The organism is Shewanella hanedai (assembly GCF_007197645.1).
GTDB lineage: Bacteria > Pseudomonadota > Gammaproteobacteria > Enterobacterales > Shewanellaceae > Shewanella > Shewanella hanedai.
This window is the reverse complement of the sequence record NZ_VKGK01000015.1, coordinates 12966-36903: the sequence shown is the minus strand read 5'-3', so window position 1 is coordinate 36903 and position 23938 is coordinate 12966. Positions and strand designations below refer to the sequence as shown.

The following is a 23938-nucleotide window of genomic DNA, read 5'->3' as shown; positions in this document are numbered from 1 at the left end:
CTTAATTTTATGACCCCCGCAATGAATCATGTATTTGTTACGCTTAAATCTATATTTACTGAACATTCAGTACCCTATATTTTACTTGTCGGTATCATTCTAAATTCTGTACACAGTTTGGTACAAGATTCTGAAAGTACCCCTTTCGTTTGTGGCTAGTCTACATTAAAGTCGAGGACGAGCAAAAGCAAACTTAGGTGAAAACGCTTTAAAAGTGCCCATATGCAAATACAAAAGCCTCTACTTGTTGTGTAATAGCATTCATCCCTTGCTCTAAGCTCTATAGACAAATGGCACTGACAAGTTGATTCAGCTTTACGACTGCTGTTTTTAAGTTCATTAAGTCTCCGTTCACGCTTCTTACTTGCTGAACATTAATGTAGGTTTGAATATCTACGTTGTGACTATCTTCAAGCGTACTAATTAATAAAATGGCTCTAGGGGGTTCTATGGAGTTGATCCGCAACATTGCAGCATTCATTAAACTGGCTTTTTTCTTTCCGCTTTGCTGGGTTTTAGGTGGGACGTTTGTTTTGGTTTTACTGAAGCAAATAGGCGCAGAATATCCTTGGCCTTATGTGGGTTACTTTGTGGTGGGTATTGGCGGGACGGTTTGGTTTGCAAAATCGTAGTAACAGTTTATACACTCTAGTTTGAAAGGAATAATATTAAACTCCCTCTCATTACAGCTCTTGAAGACCTAGCTCATTTCTTTTCTTAGAAAACCGTAATGTCAGTTCTACTTTCTTTCCCTCTATCAACTGTATTCTACGCTCCTTTTCTCCGACAGATATTCGACTGGCCTCAATACTACGCTTTTGCTTATTAAGATTTCTCAGTGACTTTTCGATACTTGATGCGAATTTCTGTAGTTCCAAAGATGACTCATATTCACGCTCAAATTCAACTTTATCCTTACCATGTAAAGAGAGGTAATCAGCCTTAACTTTCGCTAATGAATCCTTAGCAATATAAAATTCTCCTATCGCGGCTTTAGGGTTGAGTTGTTTATAGAAGCGCCTAGCAAAGGGAATTTCTCTAGATTCAATCTCTTTACCCTCCATCGCTTTAACGGCTAGGTTTTGCCAGCGCAAACCAAACTGCAATACCCCACCCCCCATAAACTTAGCAAAGTGCTCAATTGATTGTGGTGTAATATCAATAGCACCAGATCTAAACTTGGATCCTCCAGTTACATCGTTAAGCCAAACCGCTAAATCGTTAGTCCATTCCCAAGTACGGCTGTTACCAAGATGCGCATCAGACTTATTAGCTCCGTAGCCTCTCTGTTCTGAATAAATGTTTCCACCAAAGAAGTTTTCATTTAGCGCTAACTCAATTAACGGTTTGCCCACTGTTGGTGTAACTGTTTTTACCAAACCGTTAATCATTTCATCAGACTCTTGCACACCTATTGGCGAGAAGTTCCCCGCGGCGGATAACACTAGGTTCGATGCTATCCGACTGACAGACTTCCCCTGAATAGCACTGTCTATACTATGACCTAGATTTGCAAACAAGTTGTAGCCATAAGGCATAGGAATAGCCACATAATCGCTACCACCTAGCATTAGCACGAAATTAGAAGCTTTAACGTGGTCTGGAATCTTGTCATAAAAAGCCGTGCCGTCTTCATCATCTCCGCCTATCTCACGCATTAAGTTAGCCATAACCACAGTGGCACCTATGGTTCCAATAGCCATTTTCTGCGATAAGTTATAAAACTGCGGATCCCAAAGCGATTTGCTACGGTCTTTTGGCGTTGCTATAGCTCTTAGCATATTTGCCGTACCCTGCACGCTGGCATTAGCAAACATGAACAGTGCATTAATCGTATTACTGACCTCACCTTTCCTATTGAAATTAATGGTCAGGTTTTTAGCTAAACTACTGGCCTGCTTAACACTAATACCTTGCTCTCTCGCATGGTAAAAGACGCTAAACCGAGTCGCGTTTTCCACAACATCGTTATAGTCGCTGACAAAATCAGCGACCTGTTTCCCCATCCGGCGCACCTTGCCTTGCTTGGTATTGCTCGCTCTGGATATTGTCCCTTTGAGCTCATTAGCCAACCCCTCAATGTCTTTTTGGTTCACCCAACCAGTCTTAGCCCCGGATTCAAGAAACTCTTTTAAATAATTGCCCCATTTAGGACTGCTAAACCTAGCTGAACCATCAAACTTATTATTTCTAAAACCTTGTCGAAGTACAGCCATAGCACGAGGTGTAGACTTAATCATCTTAAGTGCCAGTTTATCCGTATTCAGCGCCTTACCATCTTTTACCTGAGTCTCTGCCATAACGTTATAGATAGCAGTCTGGATATCTCTGGCAAAGTTCGTTGCCATAAATTCAGGATTCCATGTGGTCACTAAAGCGGACAAAGTTCGAGTGGCAACGCCGAGTGTACGTGTCAGCATGTTAGATTGATCGACTCCCAAGTTACCCATCGCCTGCAGTAAAAGTGGATCTTTGATTTTAATAAAGTGCTCTTCACCATCAACTTTAGTTGTGAAGTACTTATCCTTAGCGTTACCCATCTCAAAGGCTGTCATTTTGACTTGCCCAATCACCTTCTCGCCATCTTGGCTAATTTCACCACGTCGATAATCAGGATCATTAGCAGTATATATCTGCCATAGCTCCGGATCAGGATTGGATTCAACAAGCTTCAAGAAGGTTTGCCCAACTTCATTTTTACGCGCACGGATCACGGCTTGAGTCGTATCAGCAATAGTATGTAAAAGTGGTGATTCTGCTAATGATCGACGCCCCATCGCCTTAATGGTTTCTCTACCTTTAATATTAAACCCTTTACCGGTACCAAATTTCTTACCTTTATTCGTATGGGTTCCATCTTCTGCAGCGTAGCCTTTAAGTGGTACATAATATTGATATTGAGATTTCCAGGTATCAATCGCATCTTGTTGCTCTAAACCAAAATTAACCATATTCACCCGGCTTTTTTCGAGCATGGAATAGACCTCATTGGCGACTGACTCTAATGCCAAACGTTTACTTTCCAGCACAGCTTTATCTAGAATTGCTTGCGCCTGGTCGTTATTCATACCTGAACCTGCCCCGCTTAACTCAGGGTTAATGGTGTCAATATACGCATTACGTTCTTTGGCATGCTTAGCGATAAGATAGAGATCGACTTCATCTTGACTGAGTGAGTGCTCAGCCATGGTCTTGGCTATTTTGTCGGTATGCTCGAGTTTCAGTTTTCGTAAATCCTCACCGATCTTGCCGTGAAAGGCTTCTTCAGCCCTATACGCATTATTGCTATCGTTGACCTCTAAATCCCGCTGAGCCAGTTTGAGCCGATAGAACTTATCTTGCACATTACGAATAAAGTAAGCTTTTAGGTTTTCATCTGGTAGAGAATGGCCAGCACTCTCCGTTCGGTGCATCGTCTGATTATTACTATTGATAGGGCCACCACGTTCACCACTGCGGATTTGCTTGGCAATCGTCGCGGCTAAACGGTGGAGCTCTTGAGATGATGATGGGTATTTATTGAGGCCAACTTTTCGCAAGGAGCCTTTTAACCAAGCAATGATGGTGTCATAAAAGCGCTGAAAGCCATTTCGATAATTTTCAACGGTGTGTGCAAACACCTCTTCTGCTTGTTGGTTAATATCTAGTTTTGAATAGTAGCTATCGGCTTTTATTTTATCCCATTGAACCTTTAATGTAGGTTCACTTTGTGCGTCTATGATTTTGTCGAGAATGGCCTTTTTATCAGTTTGACTAAACGTTGCCAAACCGTAGTGTCCAAGGATTTCGTGTCGTAGGGTTTCTCTTGCGTCTGCCGAAGAATGCAAGTTGCCTGAGACAAGTCCAAGAACGGATCGTCCTTTTCCATTATACGAACCTTTGATCCGCCCGTATTTTTCAATCGTTGCTTCTGGTCCATACAATTCCTCTTGAGTCTGACGAACCTTAAATTCCAACTTTATGTTGCCATTGTAAGAGTCTAAAAATTCTTGTGCAATCGCCTTAGCTTCACTGAGAGGGATACCTTTTGGCTTTAGCTTACCTTTATTGTAAACCGTACTGGCGTCTTTACGAAAAAGCGCAACACCCTTATCTGTTTCTTTAGTTTTCAAGGTATCAAACAAGCCATCATAGGCCTTGTTAACCACGTCCATTTCAACCGCTAAAGGATAAGGGTAATCTGACACTTCATCCATGGCTGCAGTCGATGACTCATTAACGATATTAGCCAAGTAATCACTTTCAAAACCTTGCTGTTCTAACTTACCAATCACGTAACGCTCAAAGGATCTGGCTGTCATTTCAACCACTGTTCCCCAGTAATCTTTTGATCTGAACTTATCTCTTTGAGCTGAGCGATTAACAAGATCTGTTTCTTTTTTAATGGTTGATGTCACGCGCTTAAAAGCATCAAAAACTTCAGCTCTTACACCAAAATCATCACTGCTAGAACGCTGATATTTCCCTTCTTTCAGCAGGCCGGCCTGACGAGAACTGTCAGTTAAGTATGAACTGCTCTGTTCACCAACGCTTTCATTGTCCATCTTTGCAAAATAGTTATCTAATGCGTGAAACCACTCATGGGCCAAGCTGCCTGAGCCTTGTTTTTTCGTCAGGTTTATCACAACAGAATTCGGTTCGTAATGTGCGGCCGCTGAATTCTTCCCCCCTTTTCCTCTCGCCCCAAATGCTAATCCAAGTTGGCCGTTTAATGATAACGCCATTGGTGGCACATTTATCACCGATGCAAGATCCATTAGTCCATCGAAGGCATAATTTAAGTCATTTTGACGTTTTATCCCTTCAACCCAATTCCCAAACTGAACACCACGGAAACCGAAGGTATTGCTAAATAACTCAGGTGTTGCGTCTTTTCCTTTACGGTGTTCCTCTCCAACTCGAGGGTTATTATCGGGTCGCCTCATAGCCCCAACCTGTCTCTTTTGCTTTAGTAACTCAACCAACTCAACATTGTTATCAACTCGATAAGCCCGAGCCTCACTCCCTTTATCAAAACGTTTTAGTTCAATGTATTTATTTGCCGCTAATTTCTTGCCAAGAAATACCACACCAGACTTGCCTCGCTCAGTCCAAATATCAAACTTTGCCAGTTTTTTATCATTCACCGTTGTCGTGTCTGTTACTTGCTCTTTGATGAAGGTAAGCGCTTCTTTTTTAGTATCGAAGTGAGCTTGATTACTCATCCCCCCCAATCCACCACCTTGCTTGGTGTTAGTGACAACCCATTTATCCACGTCCTTTTCACCATGAAATAGTGAATAATGTGCTTCATTGAGCTTATAGCTACCGAGTAACTTGATACTGCTCGCAGGAATGTCTTTGGCTATAGCGATTACATCAGGCAGATGCTTAATATACTGACGACCGTACACGTTCTGATCATGCGCCCACATTTTCTTTGCCACATCATCCACGCTATGCGCTCCAGACAAGAGCTTTACTGAAAATGCGCGGGAATTATCAACCTGACTAGCCCAGGCACTTTTACCGTACTTCTTAGGCTTAGTTTTGATTTCACCTCGTAACTGAGCAACCAGCGCCAACGCAACAGGATCTGCCCCTTCATCAGTCAACTGTTGATAATCTGGTTGTGGGAATGACTTGCTCAGCGGTGCAGTTTCAATGTCCACTTCAGCTTCCAATGATTCATTAAACGAGTAGGTGTGCTTAGCAGCCCCAAGAAGCACTTCTCCAAAATCTTCAATTTTTGCCGGCTTAGATTGTTCCTTAGGTGTGAGACTTGGTGCTTTATATACAACAGGCAGTTTAGTGGCTTTTGTCTTAACCCACCGCTTGAACTCATCCACGGGCATTTGTGTGATTGCGCCGATCCCTTTCCAACCATCGGCATAATTGGACAGGTAACCATCCTTAGCTTCTGATTCAGTCTCGAAACCGATCATCACCTTATGCTCATCAAACTTGCCAGATTTCGGTTCTATCTGATCGACAATATACACATTATCGACCTGGGGACTGTCACCAATAAACACATCAACATGGTCGCCGTCAGCGCCTTCGGTCCCCTTGATATACCCGTAATGCTGATTCATGGTGACCGACCAATCCATACCGTCACTATCTACACCTGAACGCTGAGAACCTTTAGGGTTTTCTATTGAAACATCCATCCCGTTCACTTTGACATGGCCCATCTTATAATTACCGGCTTCTTTCTGCGCTTGGCTTGGCTCAGGTAAATTATTCTCTGGCGATAGCGCTGCCTGATTGCTGGCTTCGTCGATTTGCATAGCTTCAGAACCAAGAACGCCCTCCGTAGAGGGCGTTAATGTTAAGGGAAGTTGTAATTGCTTAACGGGATCATCGATGAGCGGGGGAGCCTTATCAGCTGAAGCATCAACGACCTTTTCGTCTTCCGTGCTCTCCACCTTAGGAATCGCCACAGAAACAATGCCTGCTGTGAGCAGACTTTCTTCGACGGGTTCGGCGTCATGCTCAGCTACAGGCTCATTATCAGTTAATGGTTCGACATTAGCTTCAGCGGTATCATCAAACGGATCAACAATACGACCTCCATTCATCTGGGTTTGAATAAGCTGTTCAGCGCTGAGTGCACCTTCTCCAGCTAATGCTTGTTGCGCTGCACCAATACCAGCATCGATACGTTGTTCGTTTAACCTCTGATGCATTTCAGCACGGCGACTGGCAACGTCTTTGGCAATGGGTGCAAATATCTCATGCTCTATGCCAAACTCGACTTTCATCGTTCTCCCTGCTGCAGCGGCAGATTCCACCTCGCTCAAACCTTGCTTGATACCAGACTCAATCATCTGACTGCGTACTTGTTCTATTGCGTCATCTTGCATCACGCCTTGTTCAACCAAAGCCTGAATACCATTTTTCGCTACATCACTGGATTTTTGCTGCCATGCAATGACACGCTGAGCACCTTCACTTGAAGTACGGATGATCCCGCCTACGGTAAGGCCACCAATAAAGGCTTCATCTAAGCCGTGTATTTCATCGAGTGACGCACCCGCTCCCCATTGCGCCAATGCTTCTTGCCCAGATTCTGTGGCTCCTTCCCACAAAGCGCCCTTTAATATTTGACGTCCAAACAAAGCAGCTGTTTTGGGATCTTTAGCGGCCTTAACTAAACCACCCTGTCCTATTTTTTTAGCTGTTGCTAACACGCCATTTTTGAGTACATCGCGACCAATTTGTCCTAATGACCCTTTAATACCAAGACGCTCCAATGCCATCTGGCCAACGCCAGAGGCTACAGCCCTCACGGCATCTTTTTCATCTGCGGGCTGCCCGTCGTATGCCTCTTCGGATAAGCCTCCTGCCAATGTTCCCGCACCAATAGGAGTAACCGCTGCAGCCATGTACGGCACCGAGCCTGCAATAAGTTCGCCCGCGTAGCTTCCAAAATCATCCAATGAGTCGATATCTTTGTAGGACTTCACTGTCGGCTGATATGTACTCGCCTCGGCTATATTGTCTTCTATACCAGCCTGAGCCCATTTAGATAAACTGCCATCTTGTCCAATCGTGCGACCAATCATGTTTGTTTGATCCGCTTTTGCCGCGCCAACATCGGTAAAGCCTTTTACGGCTCGATATCCAAGCTCCTGAACTTTATCAACGCCAGCACCAAATGCAGCACCCACACCTCCTTCATTTTCCGCCTCGTTTTGCTCAAACGGATCGATATATTCAAATTCTTCCTCACTAAACGGGTCAATCAATTTACTTGGCATTAGTGATATGTCCCTTGTCCATGGCGACTTTCAGTGCTTGTTCTTTTGTCATCCCCTCGTTGGCTTGCATGAACTTCTCGACGACATCTTCAACCGATAGACCGTCAACACCGCTTTGATACTCACTTCCCCCTCCGTCTTCCGAACTCTCGATTCCATAAGATTGATCAAGCGCCTGCGCACGCTGTTTATATGTAGCCTGAACCCTCTTGATGGCATCTAAGCGATCCTCTTCCATCATGCCAGAATCACTTTCTATCTTGGCAATAGCATTGGTTTCGTCACGGGCGATCATTGCCTGCTCTTTACGGTAGTTAGCTTCGGTCTTATTTTGTTGTTGCTGGCTTTGAGTTTGACCACTTTGCTTACGACCACTCATCGATTGGCCCATTTGATCCCAGTATTCAGGCCGCTCTATCATATCGGCCATCATCATCTTGCCTCTTATGGTTGCGACCAGCTCATCCGGCTTCATTTGTAAAACTGGATCATCCTTGTCAGTAGAGCGCCCCTGAGTCATGGGCTTAATTTCGCTCTTACCATTGTCATATTGCACCTTAAGTGCAAACGACACGCTACCGTCCTTGCTATTAGTTGGTACAAACCCTGCAAAACTAACATCTTCAATCGATGCGCCAATCACATGATCGAACTTACCTACCGAAGATGAGAACTTGTCCTTAAATACCTGGTCGAATAACTCAATAGTCTCTGGCTCATTCACTTTGGTCATTTGGCCGCTGGTCATTACTGACTCCAATTTCTCGCCCAATAATTTTACTTTTTGCCGAGCTTCAGGGTTAACGAAAGTACGAGGGTCGTAGCCAGGATTCCGACTAAACATCTCTTTATGTTCTGGAGATACTTGGCCGTTGGCACGAAAATAGTCCCAACCAGGACCCATCATTTTCTGATCTTTAGCCCATTGTTCCGAATTCTCCCGAGCACTTTTCTGCCAGTCTCTGTGGGACTTAGTTTCAGCAGCCGTTTGATTACGATAATCGACCGTATTCTGATAGCGCTCATTATCACGTTTATCTAAATCACTAAGTCTCCCCTGGCGATCCTGATACCTTTGATCGTCTCGTTCATCGAGCATCGCGAGTCGTTCATTGTTATTTTTACGCTGCTGATGACGCTCCATCATATTAAAGCCACTCATGGCTCCATCTACTAATGCTGAACCCATTACCTTCTCCTAAAGTGAACCAGCAAGGAAACCAACCGCCGCGCCAATGGCTGTCCCCCAACCAGGCATAATCATCGTTCCCGCCATGGCACCACTAGCCGCCCCGCTCATCTGGCTATTTTTCTTAGTTTGCTTTATCTGCTTATTTTCACTCTCACGCTTGCTCTCCATATCAGCCAAAGTTTTAAGCGAATTTTTAGCCTGAGACTTAGTGCTGTTACCCATATTCATTATGCTGTAACTCATTTGCCTTTTGCTCCTATGTCAGCCAGTGATTTAGGCGCGCCACCTTGACCCGTCACGATTTTCTGTTGCAAATCGTCGACAGCGCTTCGAGTTTCGTTATTGATTGAGGCCATGGTCAGCCCCTTAAGAAGTGAATTATTTGTCTCTGATTGACTGGAATTATCAGCATCTAAACCATAGCGCCCTAAACGCATTGACTCATTTTGTTTCGCAAGCGAGAAGGAGTTATCTAGGTTTACCTTATTACGATCCAACTGTTCAGTAAGCAAAGTATCGTTTGACGCCATAGCGAGCAGAGAGTCTTGTATGGGCAAATAACGGGTACTGTAATCACTCCATTGTTGGCGAGTCAGATCTGCTAGTGTGTTTTGGTAGTTCTTCGTAGGTAAACGGGTATGGTTATCCTCTTCGAGCCCTTCAATCTCACTATAATCTCTCATTTATGCGCCCCTTTCATATGGGGTTGAATTATTAGCAGGTAATGTGAAATCAGTATTGGTCTTAGTTGTCGGTGCCATGGCATAACTTGCCGCAGCTCCACCAATCGCACCGATTGCTCCCAGAGTGTTATTTTTATTTTGCCTAGATAGGTCAGCATCCATAAATGCCTTACGTTGAGATTTCACTGCAATATCATTGAGTGAGGCAACGGCCTCTTGAGCCTCACCTTGTCCCATGGCCATCACGTTACTCATTTTATCGATATAACGTTCTTGGCCCGCTATTTGGGAGCGACTCTTAGCATCGGTCGATACGCTAGCTTCCATATCGGACAGATTACTCATTTGTCCCTTGAACTTACCCGAATTTGGATTCACGCCGCTTGCGGCAAGTTGATCAGCACTCGTGCCACTAGCTTGAGCAAATGACCGCTGATAACCCAAGTTAGAATCATCACTGATATTTTGATAAACAGAGGTGTCATTGCTGCTCTTAGCATCCTCTATGACGGTGTTTTCAACCGGAACGATATTCTCTTTGTAATAGTTCCATTGCTCGCCATAGACTTTAGCTAACTCTTTTTCGTATTCAGTCTCTTTAACGGTATCTGACTTGCCCATGTTGACCTCTACTATAAGGTGTATCGCCAGATGGCGAGATGTTGATGATAGCCATGCTTGGTCCAGCCATGCCTTGGTGCTACGCGATCTAACCCCTTTCTCGCAGTTAGAAATTCAATGAACTTAGCCTTACCTTTACGCGCTAATGTGATGATATGTGGTTGGTAACGAATGATGCCGTTGCCCCCCTGACAATGGGCAACACTGAGTTCAACAAAGGCTGATCCACTACGATATCGCGGTCTTAAAACAAAAAATCCATCTCGAGATAAAAACAAAAAAGCCTGCTCGTTTGAGCAGGCTTTATCGATTGAATCATATAAATTAGGGTCATCAGCTAATTTGCCAATGTGGTCAATGGGGGCTTTGAGCCGTTCTTGATGCTGTAACCACTCCCCTTTGACTAAAGTGAAGTTTTCCATAATGGTAAAATTTTTACCTCATAGGGAGTGTGACTAAGTAATAAATCCTGAACCTTTACGGTACATCTGCAGCACTAAAGGTTGGCTGGGAATATCAGCACTCAGAGTCGAATCGGCTTGCGCCTTTAATGTCATAGACTTCGCTTGAACTGCGACTGACACAAAGCTTGAACCTGCAGGAATAACAATCGCCTTCCCAACTTGAGAGTTGAGTTTTAATCGAGTAAATACGGCCGCAATCCCTTCTAAATAGGTAGGGCTTGTATAGAGTTCGCCGACTGACAACCATTGCGGATAATGTGGGTTAGGTCTTACATTGATGGTCTTTATCGTTTGGAAATCTGGTTGAACATCTGATGCGCTTACAACTACCGTATCACCATCGACCAAATCGCCCTCAATTCTATTAGCGTATACAGTGCCGGAAAAAGTCGCGTTGTTTCCAAATAATTCTGCTATCCAAGCCTGATCTATCTGAGCCGTACCGATGGCACCAGAGGCGATATAGGTTGTGACATTCGTTGATAGAATTTTATCCAGCCCAGCAAATACGCCCGAATCAGTGACTGAAGCTAAGGTAATATTGTTTTTTGCCGCCAAGCTTCCCAGTGTCGGTTTTCCAGTCAGTGCGCTATAACCTAAGCTATTTAAAGTCGCTAATGCCCCCAAACCTGTCACTTGTGATGAGGCTATCGCGCCAGTCGATGACAGGACAACATTGCCCAAATTATCTTTGATAGTCACGGACTCCAATACCGCACTCTTAGCATGCATATTGCCATTGGGATCGATAGAGAAATTATTACTTCTAGCGCCTGTTGTGGGATTGTAGTTAATCGAAGGGGAAGTTAATTGCGAGCCAACAACCACTCGGTTTGAGAGTAGATCATCCGTCACTAGGCTCTGAATATGCGCCTCATCAATCAGCGCCGTTTTCATCACAGTTTTACCATCGACTACTGCAAATACTGGCGTTAAATTATTCGGGTCCTGAGAGGTAATAATGGCAAACTTGGCCCCCTTAACCGCAAATATTGGATCCACACCGTCATTGACCAAACCTATGGAGGACGTTAATCCAGCTACCGTGGTTTTAACGCCCCATAAGGCCCCATAAGGCCCACACCCCATTATCATTGGAGGCCACCGTTTCGCTGAGGGTTTGAAGTGCTGCGCCCACCGAACTTCCACTTGCATCTTCTATGCTTGCCCTGAGGGTTGTGGTTACCTGTGAAATAGTTTCATCGGTATCGGCTTGTGTGCGGTAATCATTCGCTAATATCGCACCTAGCGAACTGCCATTTTCATCTTCTATAGTGGCTTTAAGGAGACTTGTAGCTTGCGAAATAGCCCCGGTTGTTTCGGCTTGAGTTAGGTATGAATTGACCAGCAATGCACCAATTGAATTTCCACTTTCATCTTCTATTTGTCCCTTTAAGACAGTCATAGCCTGCGAAATAGCGACGTCGGTATTTGCTTGTGTACGATAGTCATTCACCAATCTAGCGCCTAGTGAGCTGCCATTTTCATCTTCTATATTGGCCTTGAGAGTAATCGTAGCCTGTGAAATGGCGCTATTGGTATCTACTTGTGTGAGATAGTTTGTCGTTAAGTTTGCAGATAAACCATCAATTTCTGAACTCAGTAATAACTGCTGCTGAGCAATGGCATGTTGATCAGTAATCACTGCTTTTTGCTTCTCGAAAACGACAACATGGTTACGCCGACTGATATCAGCATTCTCATCATTACTGACCGCTTCTTCCAATAAGTTTTCTGCAATTTGCTCAAGGCCATCGAAGGAATTTGATATTTCTTCACTTAGAAAAGCCCCAAGATGACTCCTCTCAATCAAACCGCCAATCTGGTCTAAGATCATCTCTGCTGATTCTTGCGTTTCGACATATACACCAGCTGCGCCCTGTGTAGGACCTTTCATATTTACCTGATTAACAAATCTAACCCAGTAATAATACTTAGACCCCATATCGACGCTATCGCTGAAAATGTCTGTAACTTCAGTTGCTATCTTAACGGAGTCTGAAAATGAATCAGTATCACCACGATAGATTTCAGCGTAGGCATGACCACGGTAAGTGGGATGATCCCAAGTGAGAGCTATAAAAGTAAAGCCACCCGTACCGCTTAGATTAACTGGCGAGTGTGGGCGTTCAATCGCTCCAGGATTTACTATCGGTAAACCGCCGGTATTACTACCGTTGACTGAATTGATTAATGCGCGGCGCTTCATATCATCGAAATTGATAAGGTCGCTTAACAATAATGCTCTATTCTCACCTCTCTGGCCTGTGAGCACTTCAACATTTTCTGTTAAGGCATCTCTAGCGATGTCACGTTTTTGGGTTCTAGGGATCCCCGCAAACACGCTCTTTTTATTCTTTGTCATCTGATTTCCTGCATAGATACAGCAATAGAGACCGAATGAACTTCGCCCGAACCGTACAACTCAAATTCCCACCGATCACCTCGTATACTTGGTAACCTAAATGCGTAATTTGGTATATCCCCCGGCAATAAGTGCAATATTTCGTTGTTATCAGCAAAAATCTTAATACCTGACAGCTCAACGGCTTTACCTGTCACTCTGGCGCAGGAATAGCTCATATCCGGCGCTCGATATTCTTTCGATCGCCAAATATACTGCATACTCCCTTCAGCATCCTCCCAACGACTGATAATCCCATTTTGACAAAGATATAAGGCATCATCGATCAAGCTGTTAAAACCGCAATTAGCCGTCACATCGAAGTGTCGAAAATCGGCACTTGTAGGATCAAAAATAAAAGCGCTGTCCAGAAGAGTTCCATAAAAGACTAGATAACGCCCCTCCTGAAAATAGGCCTCTATGGTTTCAGGCTGGTAAGTTTGCCATTGCTCCCTCGTTATACCATTGGCAGTCAATGGCACTGCACCACTGCCTGTCAGTGCAACTAATCCGTCAGGACTGGCATAGATTAATGTGCCATTCACTATCACGGCAGAACGCGCACTGACACAAGCTTGATTGGATTCTAACTTTTGACCCGTCATGGACTCTGGCGTCACACCTGAAAATATCCAAGGATACCCCTCCGTCAATACCGCTAAGGAATTCCCCATCGCCACAATGGCAACGATATCGTGCTCTGTCGTCATCTGATAATCACTTGGCCATGCGTAGGGTAAATACGCATTACTGAAGCAAACAGTATTCCCCATAAAACCAGCAAAAATACCATTGGCCATTGCCGTCAACCCTACCATATTTTGATCTGGCATCTCATAATCATACGTTTCCAACGGAGCACCAAGCCGATCCCCGGTGACGTTATCTACAAATGTCGAATCACTAATCGGCACTTCGGCAACCAAAAGGTAATCAGCGATACCACCGCCTGTAGCTGTGCGGTAGATACGTCGATGGGTAATATTTGAAGCGTTGACGTTAGGCGGTGATAGCGCAAGCGTCACTAAAGTACCTACCTCGTCAGGATATAAGATTTCTATTTTGCTCGAGGCTTCTCCAGGGGGACCTTCTTCGCCCTGTTCAGTAACGAAAGTATGTGTGTAATAGCGACTTTCATCATCGTTAGGGTCGACCTCATCAGTCGCATCTTCAGTAACAACACCGATTATTGGGACTTCTGGAGCCTGCACGCCCAATCGAAATGCTACAGCAGGCATATTCGCACCACTGAATACACCATTATTGGTCACTTTTGGGTAGCCATCACCAGTGAAGTAAACACGTTGCCATGGGTCATTCGCCACGGGGCTATTGATGGCATCAACATGTTTATCCCATGTAAACCAATGCTGGTTTAGATACTTAAAGAGGGTTTTGGTATTGGAACTGACATGATCGCCGGTCAATTTTGGAAGCTTAAGAGGAGATAAATTGCCCTGATAGAAATGACAACCTTTGGCAATTTGAGCCGCCTCATTAGGTAAATGCCGAGCATCGACTCTTGGCATTTCACCTGAAAAGGAGTTGATATAGATAGATGACATAAAACCTCTTGAATGCGGTTAAGGAATGTCTTTGTTGTGAACAATAAAACCGTTAGCCAAATAGGTATCGATATCTTCAACATCCAATGAGTAGGTCATAGACACATCCTCAACAATATCGATACTAACGATCTCAATAACCGCTTTATCCTCTGGACGATACAGTTTATCGCCAAGCTCAATATCTTGAACCGTTATCCAGCGCCAAATTTCATCACGCTGTATCCACCAAGGGTGCTCTCTAGTCGCAGCCAACAAGCCATCATTGAAATCTAAGATGAATCCTTCACTCGGTTCGATTCTAACTACGTTTGCCTGGCGCATTTCAGTGAAAGCTTGCTTTGAAGTAAACGCCTCCCAATGATCAAGTGATTCATCAAGCATCCCTTCGATGTAAGGGGCTGAAAGACTATCGCCTAGTTTGATGGTTTCTATCGGAGCCTGTCTCCCATCTGACATAGTGATCAATGTTCCTGACGGGAAGCAGTTATTAATTTCAGAATATTGAATGTAGAACTTCATGATTGAAACGGGTGATGTTGAGCCGTGAACATCCACGGTATAAAATGAAAACTGTCCATGGCCAAACCAATGTGTTTCTCCTGGTTCGTATTCAGCTTGTGCTATTAATCGACAGCTTATTTGCCCCGTCGATGAACTAAAAGCAGTGACACTGAATCCATTACCCGACACGGCTTGATAATGATATGTCATCGCGTTGCCATCTTGATCGTTGGCATAACTTGATAGCTGTATCGTCCATGTTTTAGTTCTGCCAGAATAATAGTTAAACGTGGCACCACTGGTCGTCGGGGCATTATTTCTGTAGGCACCATGAAAATCACTGATCGCGATCGGGCCTGTACTAGGCACACCGACTAAGTTTCGCGAACCGCCTAGGCTGGCTGCAGCGTTAGCACTGCGACCGGATTCAGTATTAATCTGCGTCAAACTGATACTCCCGCTTACTGGTAACGTCATCCTTTCTTCTCCAAGTCGGAAATACGCGCGAGAAGTTGCTGATTTTGTGCAGTGAGCTCTTTGATACCAGCCAGTGCAAGAGCCATTAACTCATGTCCACCTTGCTTGATGGTAAGCTCTCCCCATTCGTTTTCCTGCACCATCTTTGGCAGCGCTTGTTTCACGTCTTGTGCAACCAACCCCGTTTCGGTTTGCCAAGCGTCCATACCATGGGATTTCTTTTCATAATGAACACAACGCAGCTTAGCTATGTTCTCTAAAGCATCATTGATCGGAGATAAATTACGTTTAGTGCGAATATCAGAAGTCTGGTAGCCCTTGATGTCTCCAGAGCAATAGATCCCACCATTCGAACTATTCAAAAAAATACGCGCATCCCCATCTGCCGCGACATACATGCCCCAACCCGATGGGCTACCAAGACCAATAAAACTGGCTCCAGAATAGGTAAATCCTATGCCATACATATCTCCTAAAGCCGAATCGCTGGGGTTATAGCTGCTGCCAATAGTGTAGATGGGATTGGATTTGGTACTGTTCGCACCGATGTTGTTATAAGAACCAACTAGATGACCCGTATGATGCGCTTTTCTATGATAGCCATTGGACATCACACCACCAGCTGTATTCAAAGCATCGATGGCCGAATTATCACAGTAAAACCTTTTGCCCCCATACGTGCGTATCCAGGTGGTATCGGTCATGTACAAACCACCGCCATAGGTAGCACTATGCCAACCTGTCGCGCCGTGGGTGCGCAGCCAGGTATCGGCTCCATTTAGAATCACCTTACCATCTTGCGATAATCCCCCATGTAGATTGGCCATACCGTTGGCGGTCAACGTGCCACCAGTCCAAATGCTGTCACCGATGGCAGATCTAGTCACGCCAGCGCTGCAGAAAATGGCATGATGTCCGGCTATTTTGCGGCCATTGATATCTGTGTTGTTAGAATGCGTCCAGCCGATGCCGTAGAAATTCGCCACCCCGGCTGAAAGAGATGTACCGTTGGCAGCCATTTTATAGGCTGCCCCCATAGAGAACACGTTTTGAAATTTAGTCGAAGAGTAAGTACCTATGACTCCCCGACCATAATTGGTGAAGGTGATATCATTTGAATGACTATTCGTGCCCGACCATGCATGAGCATCATCCAACACCCCAAGTTCATTCAATGCCGGTTTGTTATTCGGGCTATAGGCTCGGGCGCCATTATCGTAAAGCGTACCGTAATCACGCACCGGCCACTTATTCAAAATTTCGTTAGTAACGGATCCAGTATTGGTTCGGACCGCATAGGTCGCGCCATTCGAAGCTGTAAAAGTACCAAGGTGTACTGATACGGTCGCTTTCGTGCCAGATTCTGTTTGGTAGTAGTAAGTGGCTCCTCCCCCTCTTAACCATACAAGTAGCCCCGAGGTTGTAAGGGTCATTCCAGCGACCATAGTGGAGTAAGTTTCATCAAACTGCTCGATTCGAATGGCTTTGTCATTCCCTCCCCAAGCACTATCCCCCGACCAGATCCACGTTAACGTTAATCCCCCTTTATGAGTCGCATTATGCCAAGTAGCTGGGGCTGTAACATTATATCCTCGTGTTATGGAGTATTTATTGGCCCCAAAACGAGCGCTATTTCCAACAATCACGGGGTAATAGGTATTGGCATTGCCACCAATATTGAACGATATATGATTGGCGTTACGACCTTGTCGCAATGTATCAATGTGGATCCCATCTAATAGTGCTGCGTCCGCTGCTTTATTTGAAATGCCTAAATAGGGGTGTGAGTGGGCAGGAGCTGCCCCAATATCGTTAGGGCTAGGTTTGTGTCCTGGATGATAAGCTCTATGACCATTGACCAAAATCTCCTTGTTAAAGTAGAAATTGGGCCTGTCGGTATAAATATGGGCATGGTTAACATTTGCAGGACCAAAATCGATGTAACCATAAGAAGTTTGCGACTTAATCCCTCCCCAACTGCCACCAGCCAAACCTGTATGACCATGGACTGCTGCTGCAGCGCCTATCTCACCAGGGCTTGGTTTGTTTGAAGGGCAATAGACTCGCTGACCCGTATCATAGACATTGTCGCCATAGATTTTGTTTCCATGTATTGCTTTAAACTTCCACAACAAAGTACCTATATAAGAGAAGCCATTAGCATAGGGGAGCAATCCCCCTTCCCCGGTGTTTACTCCGACTCGGAACCAGTCACTGCTCGAACATGGATTATTAAGGTGTGCAAGAAGAGGATACGCGCTGCTACCTTGAGCGCTCAACGTTATACCTGGACTTGATTTATCCTGCTTTAATGCCAGCTTGTTGTTGACCTGCGTCTGACTATAACTACCGACATCACTGGACTGCAAGACCACCGCACCTTTTTTCCCATTGACGCTAGTCACTTGCTCTGTGTTATCTAATTTAAACCATATATCGCCAATATTGTCATAAACGATAGAGTCGCCAATTTCATAATCGACAGTGGCAATCGTGCCAGCTCCGATTATCTTGTAGAAAATGGATGTTTCAGACGGCGGGACTGGTGCAATTCCAGTGCTAGCATCGAAGCCACCACCGAAAGACAAGGCACCAGTTAATGTTAAGGCTGCCGTTTCCGATAAATCTTTAAACGTTTCGGCTTCATTTCGAAGCAGCAGAGCTTGCGCCGCGTAACCTTCAGCAGCATCGGCATTATTTCCTGATGACAATTTATCCGCTGAAACCTGATCTTTATCTGTAACAACCTGCTGCGCATAACTTGTGACATTCGATTCAGCCGTTACGACAATATCTGCTTTGTTAGTGGCAACCCCTGCATAGTGTTTAGCCGATCTGCTTCCAACTTCCTCATCTGGAATATCGCTATTATCTGTATGTTGAGCCCACTGTTCTGCCTTTATCTTAGCGTCAATAGCCTCTTGGCTACTTGATTCGGCTGCAGTCTTCGAGTTACTGGCCTCCAGCGCATGTTCTGCTGCATTACTTGCTGAAGTTGTTACTGCCGCCTTACTTTCTAGCGCACTATTTGCTGAAATAGCCGCATCATTTTTACTGCTTAACGCATTTGCTTCAGATACTGCTGACAAATTTTGACTAACTAACGCTGCTGTTTTTGCATCTGTTGCCTGCAGTGAGGCGGATTCAGCCATGGCTTTATGATGAAGTGCTGAATAATCCGATACCGTCCCGGGGATCACCTCATTTATGGGGTGACTGGCATAGCTTACCGCCTTTGTCCTGGCGTCTTGGATTAGACCATCGGCATCATTGGCAATTGTTAACGCCTGTTCAGCAGCATTACTTACTGTATCAATTTCATCTTGTAAGTCATTCAGCGTTGTACTTGCCCCTTCAGCATCGGCGATTGCTGCCAGTGCGCGAGTCTCAAAACTGGTCAACGTTAACACCTGGTTCTCAACCCCATGACTGTCATGGATGGGCTCGGTAGGGTTATCTGAATTGCACCAAGTCTGCCACTCATCGAGTAATTGTTGTTTTTGATTAAATTGGCGAGAGATCTGCCCAGCTAGTCGGGTATTAATGGTCCCGGACGAATTGCGAATTATGGCGTAATGGATACCATTACTAGTGTCACCTTCGAAAGGACGATCAAGCGTGATATTGAGGTCACCATCATTGGCAATGACCTCATAAAAGGTTTTGGTGTCCGTGGTAAACATATCCCCAATAGCAATCGAGATGACATCATTAATCCAAGACGTGCCGACTCCGACAACCTCGATAGAGCCGTTAGTAACATCAACGACACCTACTCTATACCACGCACCAACAGTCATCCCCGACTCCTAACGACTTCGCTTGCCATTACTTCATCAGCCTGACTCTTTTCACCAAGTTGGGTTTTAAATGCATTCAGGTACATTTGAGATTTATTAGGGTTAGCGGCATATTCAGCATCTTTCATGTAAGCGCGATATAACACCCATTCAATTGTGGCGTTAACAAAAATGTCATCGAGTTCCATCAACGCACCACCATCGCTTTCAGCTAAAGTGATTGACGGTGGCGCCTTGGAATAAACGATGGTCAATTCGGTGTCTATCAGCACCCCTGGATAAAGATAGAACGTCTTCGGATTACGCTCATCGTAAATAAATAGCTCAGCAACACTGGCACTATTGCCGGCGTACCATTCAGGGTAACTATCATCGAGTATGATGCGGTCATAGGATCCCTTTATTGCGCGCCCTGTACTATTGCGGGGAATATCAATCAAGCGTAATGCATCGGCAGGTAAACTCTGTTTAGTGCCCGCCACACACTTAAAGTTATCAATATCAGCACAATATGCATCAGGTCGACGCAACACTATCGCTCGTTGAGCATCGTTAAGGTAGTCAAGCAACTCAAGCTTAGGCCATCGCACAAAGGCCGTATCATTGAGTAACGTGTTTACCCGTAACAAGATTTCATTTGAAGTGACTTGAGACATTAGAAAAATACTCTCTTAGATACCGGTTGAAATTGGCGTTCATCATTAGCAGACACCCGAGCACGAAAAGCTTCACGGTGTCCTTTAACGAAATCACGGCGGTAGTAATCGCTCAGATTCACATCCGTCCAACTCTGCTTAGGCATAATCCTGAGCAATGCGGCTGCACCTGCGGCTATTTCATCCGGCCACCGTTGCAATAGCTCAATTTCGAGTGGGAGTGTATCGGCCATCGGCAAGTTGGGTGCAATGGAGTACGTGACGATCACCTGATCAAACCCAGACTCAAGATTGATGTGATGACTGGCTGTGACCCTATAATCGACACTTTGCCTAAGCTCCTTGCCATCCATACCGTCCACACTGTTTATCGCTAATATGTAATAACCCTCTTCTGGAGTGAGCATCACACTGCCATCAGTCTGTCGGCTGACGGTTTCACTACGCTGTATGAAGCCCGATTCAATACAAAAATTACGGTACGATTTCTTGAGTTGGTCCTTGGCTTGTTGATCTAACATGCCAGCGCATTTTTCTCGTAATAGAGGTAACAGATCCATTATTTGCATGGGTTGCTCTCCTACTCACCACGAATTGCATCGGTTGACTCAGCTTCATTTCGTAAGCTATCACGCACTGCATCACGGTAAGGCTGAACAGGTTTCTTGGGGACGGTGATAACCAAATCCTCTGCTTCAACTAAGGTATCGAGCTGCCTTGAGCTGTATTTAGCAATATCAATTTCTTCGTCGTTAATTGTCACCAGGTAACTTTCGTCTTTTTGTTGTTTAGCTTGATTTGCTGCTTCTACGGCTTTTGCCTCAGCCAATAACTGGTCCTGTTGCTCTTGTTTTTTCAGTACCTCTCCAAGGTTATCTTTTAACACCCAAACAGTCGGATACTCGAGTAACCTTTGGCCAACATCATTGTCAACGGCCACGGGGTCATGACGGGAAAACACTAAACGTGAGCACGTTACCGTGTCTTTCTTAATGGGCTTATTGCCGATATACACAATCTCTATCTTTGACATTATTCTCTCCTAACAAAAAGCCCGGTCGCTGTATAAACAGCACCGGGCTAATCGTGTGAATGGATAAACCGATTTGAGTTAGTAATCTTTGAATCGATACTCGAGTTGAATAACCACTTCCCCGGTTGCCTCGCTGCCGGTATTGGTGAGCACTAAGTCACTCGGTCCATCATCACTAATGTAGACAGGGTTCAGCGCCGTAACTCCCGAATCAGCAGAGGTCGTCGTCACACTTAACAATTCAGTGTTGCCTGCACTAGCATCAATCAATTCAACCTTGATCCCCGTACCTGCACCTAGATTCTCTGTGATGTGGCGAATACCGACGATTTCTGTACCGATAGGTAAACCTTCAGCTAGCACTTTTACGCCAGCGCTCGCCATTCCCGACAACATGACCTTCGCGACATACAAGGAAAGGTTGCCATGGGCCCCGATGTAGAATGTTTCTTTCATGGGATTTCTCCAAATATTTCAAAATTAGACATGGCGACGATGTGCCGCCAAGTTAACGACAACCTTTCCTATAAGGTCACAGCGGTATCGAGGATCATGGTGCCATAGTCATTGACGCGACCCGATTTCTCAGCAAAACGCACCTTTTTACACCCATTCATCCACGTGATCACAGTTTCACGGCCATTACCGTGATCCGTTTTTTCTGTTGTCATTGAGAAATGAGAACCTGAACTTGAGCCACCATATGCATTCGCCATGGACTGGCCACCAAGTAGGATCGCGCGATCAATATCGACACTGGCTGTCACCAGCTGAGTTGTTGCTAACTTATCGTTGTTAGACACACTCACCGTGTCACCGGCATAGAAACGCACTGGCTTACGGTACTGGCGAACCAAAATGTTACGCCACATAATCACATCGCCTTTAAATACGGGATGATTGAAACCTTGACCACGCTTAATGGCACGAGATTGCAACTCGAGCAGTTTCTTTTCTGTGGCCGATGCCCATAAATCTCTCCATTGACGCGGACTAACAAACAACAGATAGAAAGGCGATTCGTTAGCCATCTGATCCGCTTCAAAGCTAATATGCTTGATAGGGTTAGCCTGCTCTTCCAAGATAAGCGCAAAATCATCGAGTTTGTCGAGCGACATAATATCTGCCGCATCCAGGCTTTCTAGGCTTGTAGCGTCGCCGCCGAAAATATGGCGATCATAAGTGGGGGTTAAAATGGGGTTAACCATCATTTCACTAAACTCACTGTGATCTTCAAGTGGTGTGATAATGCCATCACCGACAAATGAGCCACGCGCCCCCGCTAAGTGATACATCGCCGTTTCATCTTGCAGATCGTTAAAGTAACTACCCAATAGCGTTTTAGATGTGCTGAGTAAGTTATGCTTCGTCCGCTTTTGGCTCATTTTTCCGCCGCTATCGACCATTTTACGACCTTGGTCAATGTTGAGTTCAAAACTCGTCTTCGACAGACTTTCGCCACGACCTGCAATTTTACGATCTCCCATGGTTGGCAAACCATTAAGGTTATGAAACAGGTCCATTTCCACCGCGTCACCAGCCACGGAGGCCAGATCGTTAATCATCACGATCGGTGCTCCTTTCTCTGTCTGATTTTTGCCACGATTCTTGTCTTTCCCTGCAGACTGGGGAGCCGCGCCGGTAAGCATATTCACAAACGAATTTTGGCGTCGTGTGTGAGTAAATAGAGCTGCACCAAACGCTTTGGCAGCCTGCGCTTTAGTAATTGTCGTCATAATGTATTCCTACAAAAAGTCCGACGTATCCGCTAACAAGGCCTCGATTGCCGCATCACTCATACTGGCCATGTTAGCGGTCATCGTGGCCGCATCTTGGTCGAGCAGTTGAGCATTCGGATTGAGATCGTTGCCTTGATGGCCAATATCTGTCGGTGAGTTCGGGATTGGAGCCGCTATAGGCGTTGGCGGTGCCTCGCTCTGTATTGCAGGTTCTGCTACAGGCAAAGGATCACCAAAGGCGCTCATTACGCGCTTTTCAACCTCAGCGAAACGCTCCGTAAGGGGTGTATGTTCAAACGATGGGTCTTCAGCGAGTCGATTATCGATTTGTTGGGCCATCTGCCAGCGGTCGGGATCACTTGTGTGCCAGGACTGCAAATGTGCAGTTTCTGAAAAAGCCACCTCTAGTGGATCGGGTTCGGTTGCTGGTTCGGATGTAGCTTGGCTTGTTGATACCTGCCGTAACTGAGCGGCAAGTGCGAATACAACTTCGCCTAAATCAGGATAATCTTCTTTGAGTTTGTCCATCACAGCAGGATCATTCAGCATCTGTTCGGGCAGTAATTTAGGATCGATACCCGCACTTTTCAGTTGTTCACTGTAGAGATTGGTCTTACTTTCGAAGCTAGCGACTTGCTGTTTAAGCGCTTCATTCTCAGCAGTACTGGTCTCAAGTGCGGTCTTAACGGTTGCAGCTTCCTCTCTCGCGGCTGATAACACGCCATAAGGTAGATAGTGCTTGCCGTTTTTAGATTCGATCTGCGCTTCACCCTGTTCAGGTTCAGGGTCAGCCTCTGCAGGAACAACGTCAGGTAGCGCCGATGACGAGTCGGGATTTACTACGTCGGTTTCGCTTTCGTTAGCTGTAACTTGATCTGGTGTTGGTTCATTTGCTTCTGATTGTGTGGTTGAGTCCTCTTCCACACCATCGGCTTGGAATAACACATCACCATCAACGTCCATTTGTTCTAAAGCTGCATCAATTGCGGCTTCATCACCAGAAGCTAGGATTTCATCAAAGTTTTCCACTGTATTTCCTCATCGACCATTTATCG

At 45.2% G+C, this 23938-nt stretch carries 18 protein-coding genes; 1 reads left to right on the top strand and 17 read right to left on the bottom strand.

The annotated features are described in order from the left end of the window. The first annotated feature begins 449 nt into the window (after window positions 1–449). Entirely contained in the window at window positions 450–632 is a 183-nt protein-coding gene (locus FN961_RS13125; protein WP_144040633.1) for a hypothetical protein, read from the top strand. Between the two features lie 51 nt (window positions 633–683). On the opposite strand, the gene FN961_RS13120 is transcribed toward FN961_RS13125, so the two are convergent. The 17 genes from FN961_RS13120 to FN961_RS13040 all read right to left on the bottom strand — a co-directional run bounded on the left by FN961_RS13120 (window position 684) and on the right by FN961_RS13040 (window position 23912). Continuing rightward, the gene (locus FN961_RS13120; protein ID WP_144040632.1) at window positions 684–7745 is read right to left on the bottom strand and encodes an LPD38 domain-containing protein; all 7062 of its coding nucleotides are present in this window, start codon (window positions 7743–7745) and stop codon (window positions 684–686) included. Continuing rightward, window positions 7735–8934, bottom strand: a complete 1200-nt coding sequence (locus tag FN961_RS13115; protein ID WP_144040631.1) for a hypothetical protein — start codon at window positions 8932–8934, stop codon at window positions 7735–7737. Before FN961_RS13115 ends, FN961_RS13120 begins: the two co-directional genes overlap by 11 nt. 9 nt (window positions 8935–8943) lie before the next feature. Beyond that, complete coding sequence (locus FN961_RS25940) at window positions 8944–9180, bottom strand: glycine zipper domain-containing protein (protein ID WP_221936120.1); 237 nt, start codon at window positions 9178–9180, stop codon at window positions 8944–8946. Further along, window positions 9177–9620 carry a hypothetical protein gene (locus FN961_RS13105; protein ID WP_144040630.1) on the bottom strand — a complete coding sequence of 148 codons (444 nt, stop codon included), beginning with the start codon at window positions 9618–9620 and terminating at the stop codon, window positions 9177–9179. The genes FN961_RS25940 and FN961_RS13105 overlap by 4 nt, the downstream gene beginning before the upstream one ends. After that, on the bottom strand, window positions 9621–10241 hold the full coding sequence (locus FN961_RS13100) for a hypothetical protein (protein ID WP_144040629.1): 621 nt from the start codon (window positions 10239–10241) through the stop codon (window positions 9621–9623). A gap of 11 nt (window positions 10242–10252) precedes the next feature. Then, a complete protein-coding gene (locus tag FN961_RS13095; RefSeq protein ID WP_144040628.1) occupies window positions 10253–10663 on the bottom strand; it encodes a hypothetical protein in 411 nt (136 codons plus the stop codon). A 33-nt stretch (window positions 10664–10696) separates the two neighbouring features. Next, complete coding sequence (locus FN961_RS13090; RefSeq protein ID WP_144040627.1) at window positions 10697–11800, bottom strand: phage tail tip fiber protein; 1104 nt, start codon at window positions 11798–11800, stop codon at window positions 10697–10699. Beyond that, window positions 11757–13070: a phage tail protein gene (locus FN961_RS13085; RefSeq protein WP_144040626.1), complete on the bottom strand. Its 1314-nt coding sequence runs from the start codon at window positions 13068–13070 to the stop codon at window positions 11757–11759. The genes FN961_RS13090 and FN961_RS13085 overlap by 44 nt, the downstream gene beginning before the upstream one ends. Further along, a complete protein-coding gene (locus FN961_RS13080; protein ID WP_144040625.1) occupies window positions 13067–14674 on the bottom strand; it encodes a hypothetical protein in 1608 nt (535 codons plus the stop codon). Before FN961_RS13080 ends, FN961_RS13085 begins: the two co-directional genes overlap by 4 nt. 18 nt (window positions 14675–14692) lie before the next feature. Further along, window positions 14693–15655, bottom strand: a complete 963-nt coding sequence (locus tag FN961_RS13075) for a Hint domain-containing protein (RefSeq protein ID WP_144040624.1) — start codon at window positions 15653–15655, stop codon at window positions 14693–14695. After that, the gene (locus FN961_RS13070; protein WP_144040623.1) at window positions 15652–19455 is read right to left on the bottom strand and encodes a tail fiber domain-containing protein; all 3804 of its coding nucleotides are present in this window, start codon (window positions 19453–19455) and stop codon (window positions 15652–15654) included. The genes FN961_RS13075 and FN961_RS13070 overlap by 4 nt, the downstream gene beginning before the upstream one ends. Beyond that, the gene (locus tag FN961_RS13065; protein ID WP_144040622.1) at window positions 19452–20111 is read right to left on the bottom strand and encodes a phage adaptor protein; all 660 of its coding nucleotides are present in this window, start codon (window positions 20109–20111) and stop codon (window positions 19452–19454) included. Before FN961_RS13065 ends, FN961_RS13070 begins: the two co-directional genes overlap by 4 nt. Then, window positions 20111–20680: a hypothetical protein gene (locus tag FN961_RS13060; protein WP_144040621.1), complete on the bottom strand. Its 570-nt coding sequence runs from the start codon at window positions 20678–20680 to the stop codon at window positions 20111–20113. The genes FN961_RS13065 and FN961_RS13060 overlap by 1 nt, the downstream gene beginning before the upstream one ends. An 11-nt stretch (window positions 20681–20691) precedes the next feature. Next, window positions 20692–21144, bottom strand: coding sequence for a hypothetical protein (locus tag FN961_RS13055; RefSeq protein WP_144040620.1), 453 nt, complete (start codon window positions 21142–21144; stop codon window positions 20692–20694). Window positions 21145–21222: 78 nt separating this feature from the next. After that, window positions 21223–21600 (bottom strand): hypothetical protein, encoded by a 378-nt coding sequence (locus FN961_RS13050; protein ID WP_144040619.1) that lies wholly within the window; start codon window positions 21598–21600, stop codon window positions 21223–21225. A 68-nt stretch (window positions 21601–21668) separates the two neighbouring features. Continuing rightward, on the bottom strand, window positions 21669–22880 hold the full coding sequence (locus FN961_RS13045; protein ID WP_144040618.1) for a N4-gp56 family major capsid protein: 1212 nt from the start codon (window positions 22878–22880) through the stop codon (window positions 21669–21671). Window positions 22881–22889: 9 nt separating this feature from the next. Further along, window positions 22890–23912, bottom strand: coding sequence for a hypothetical protein (locus tag FN961_RS13040; RefSeq protein ID WP_144040617.1), 1023 nt, complete (start codon window positions 23910–23912; stop codon window positions 22890–22892). Window positions 23913–23938 lie beyond the last annotated feature (26 nt).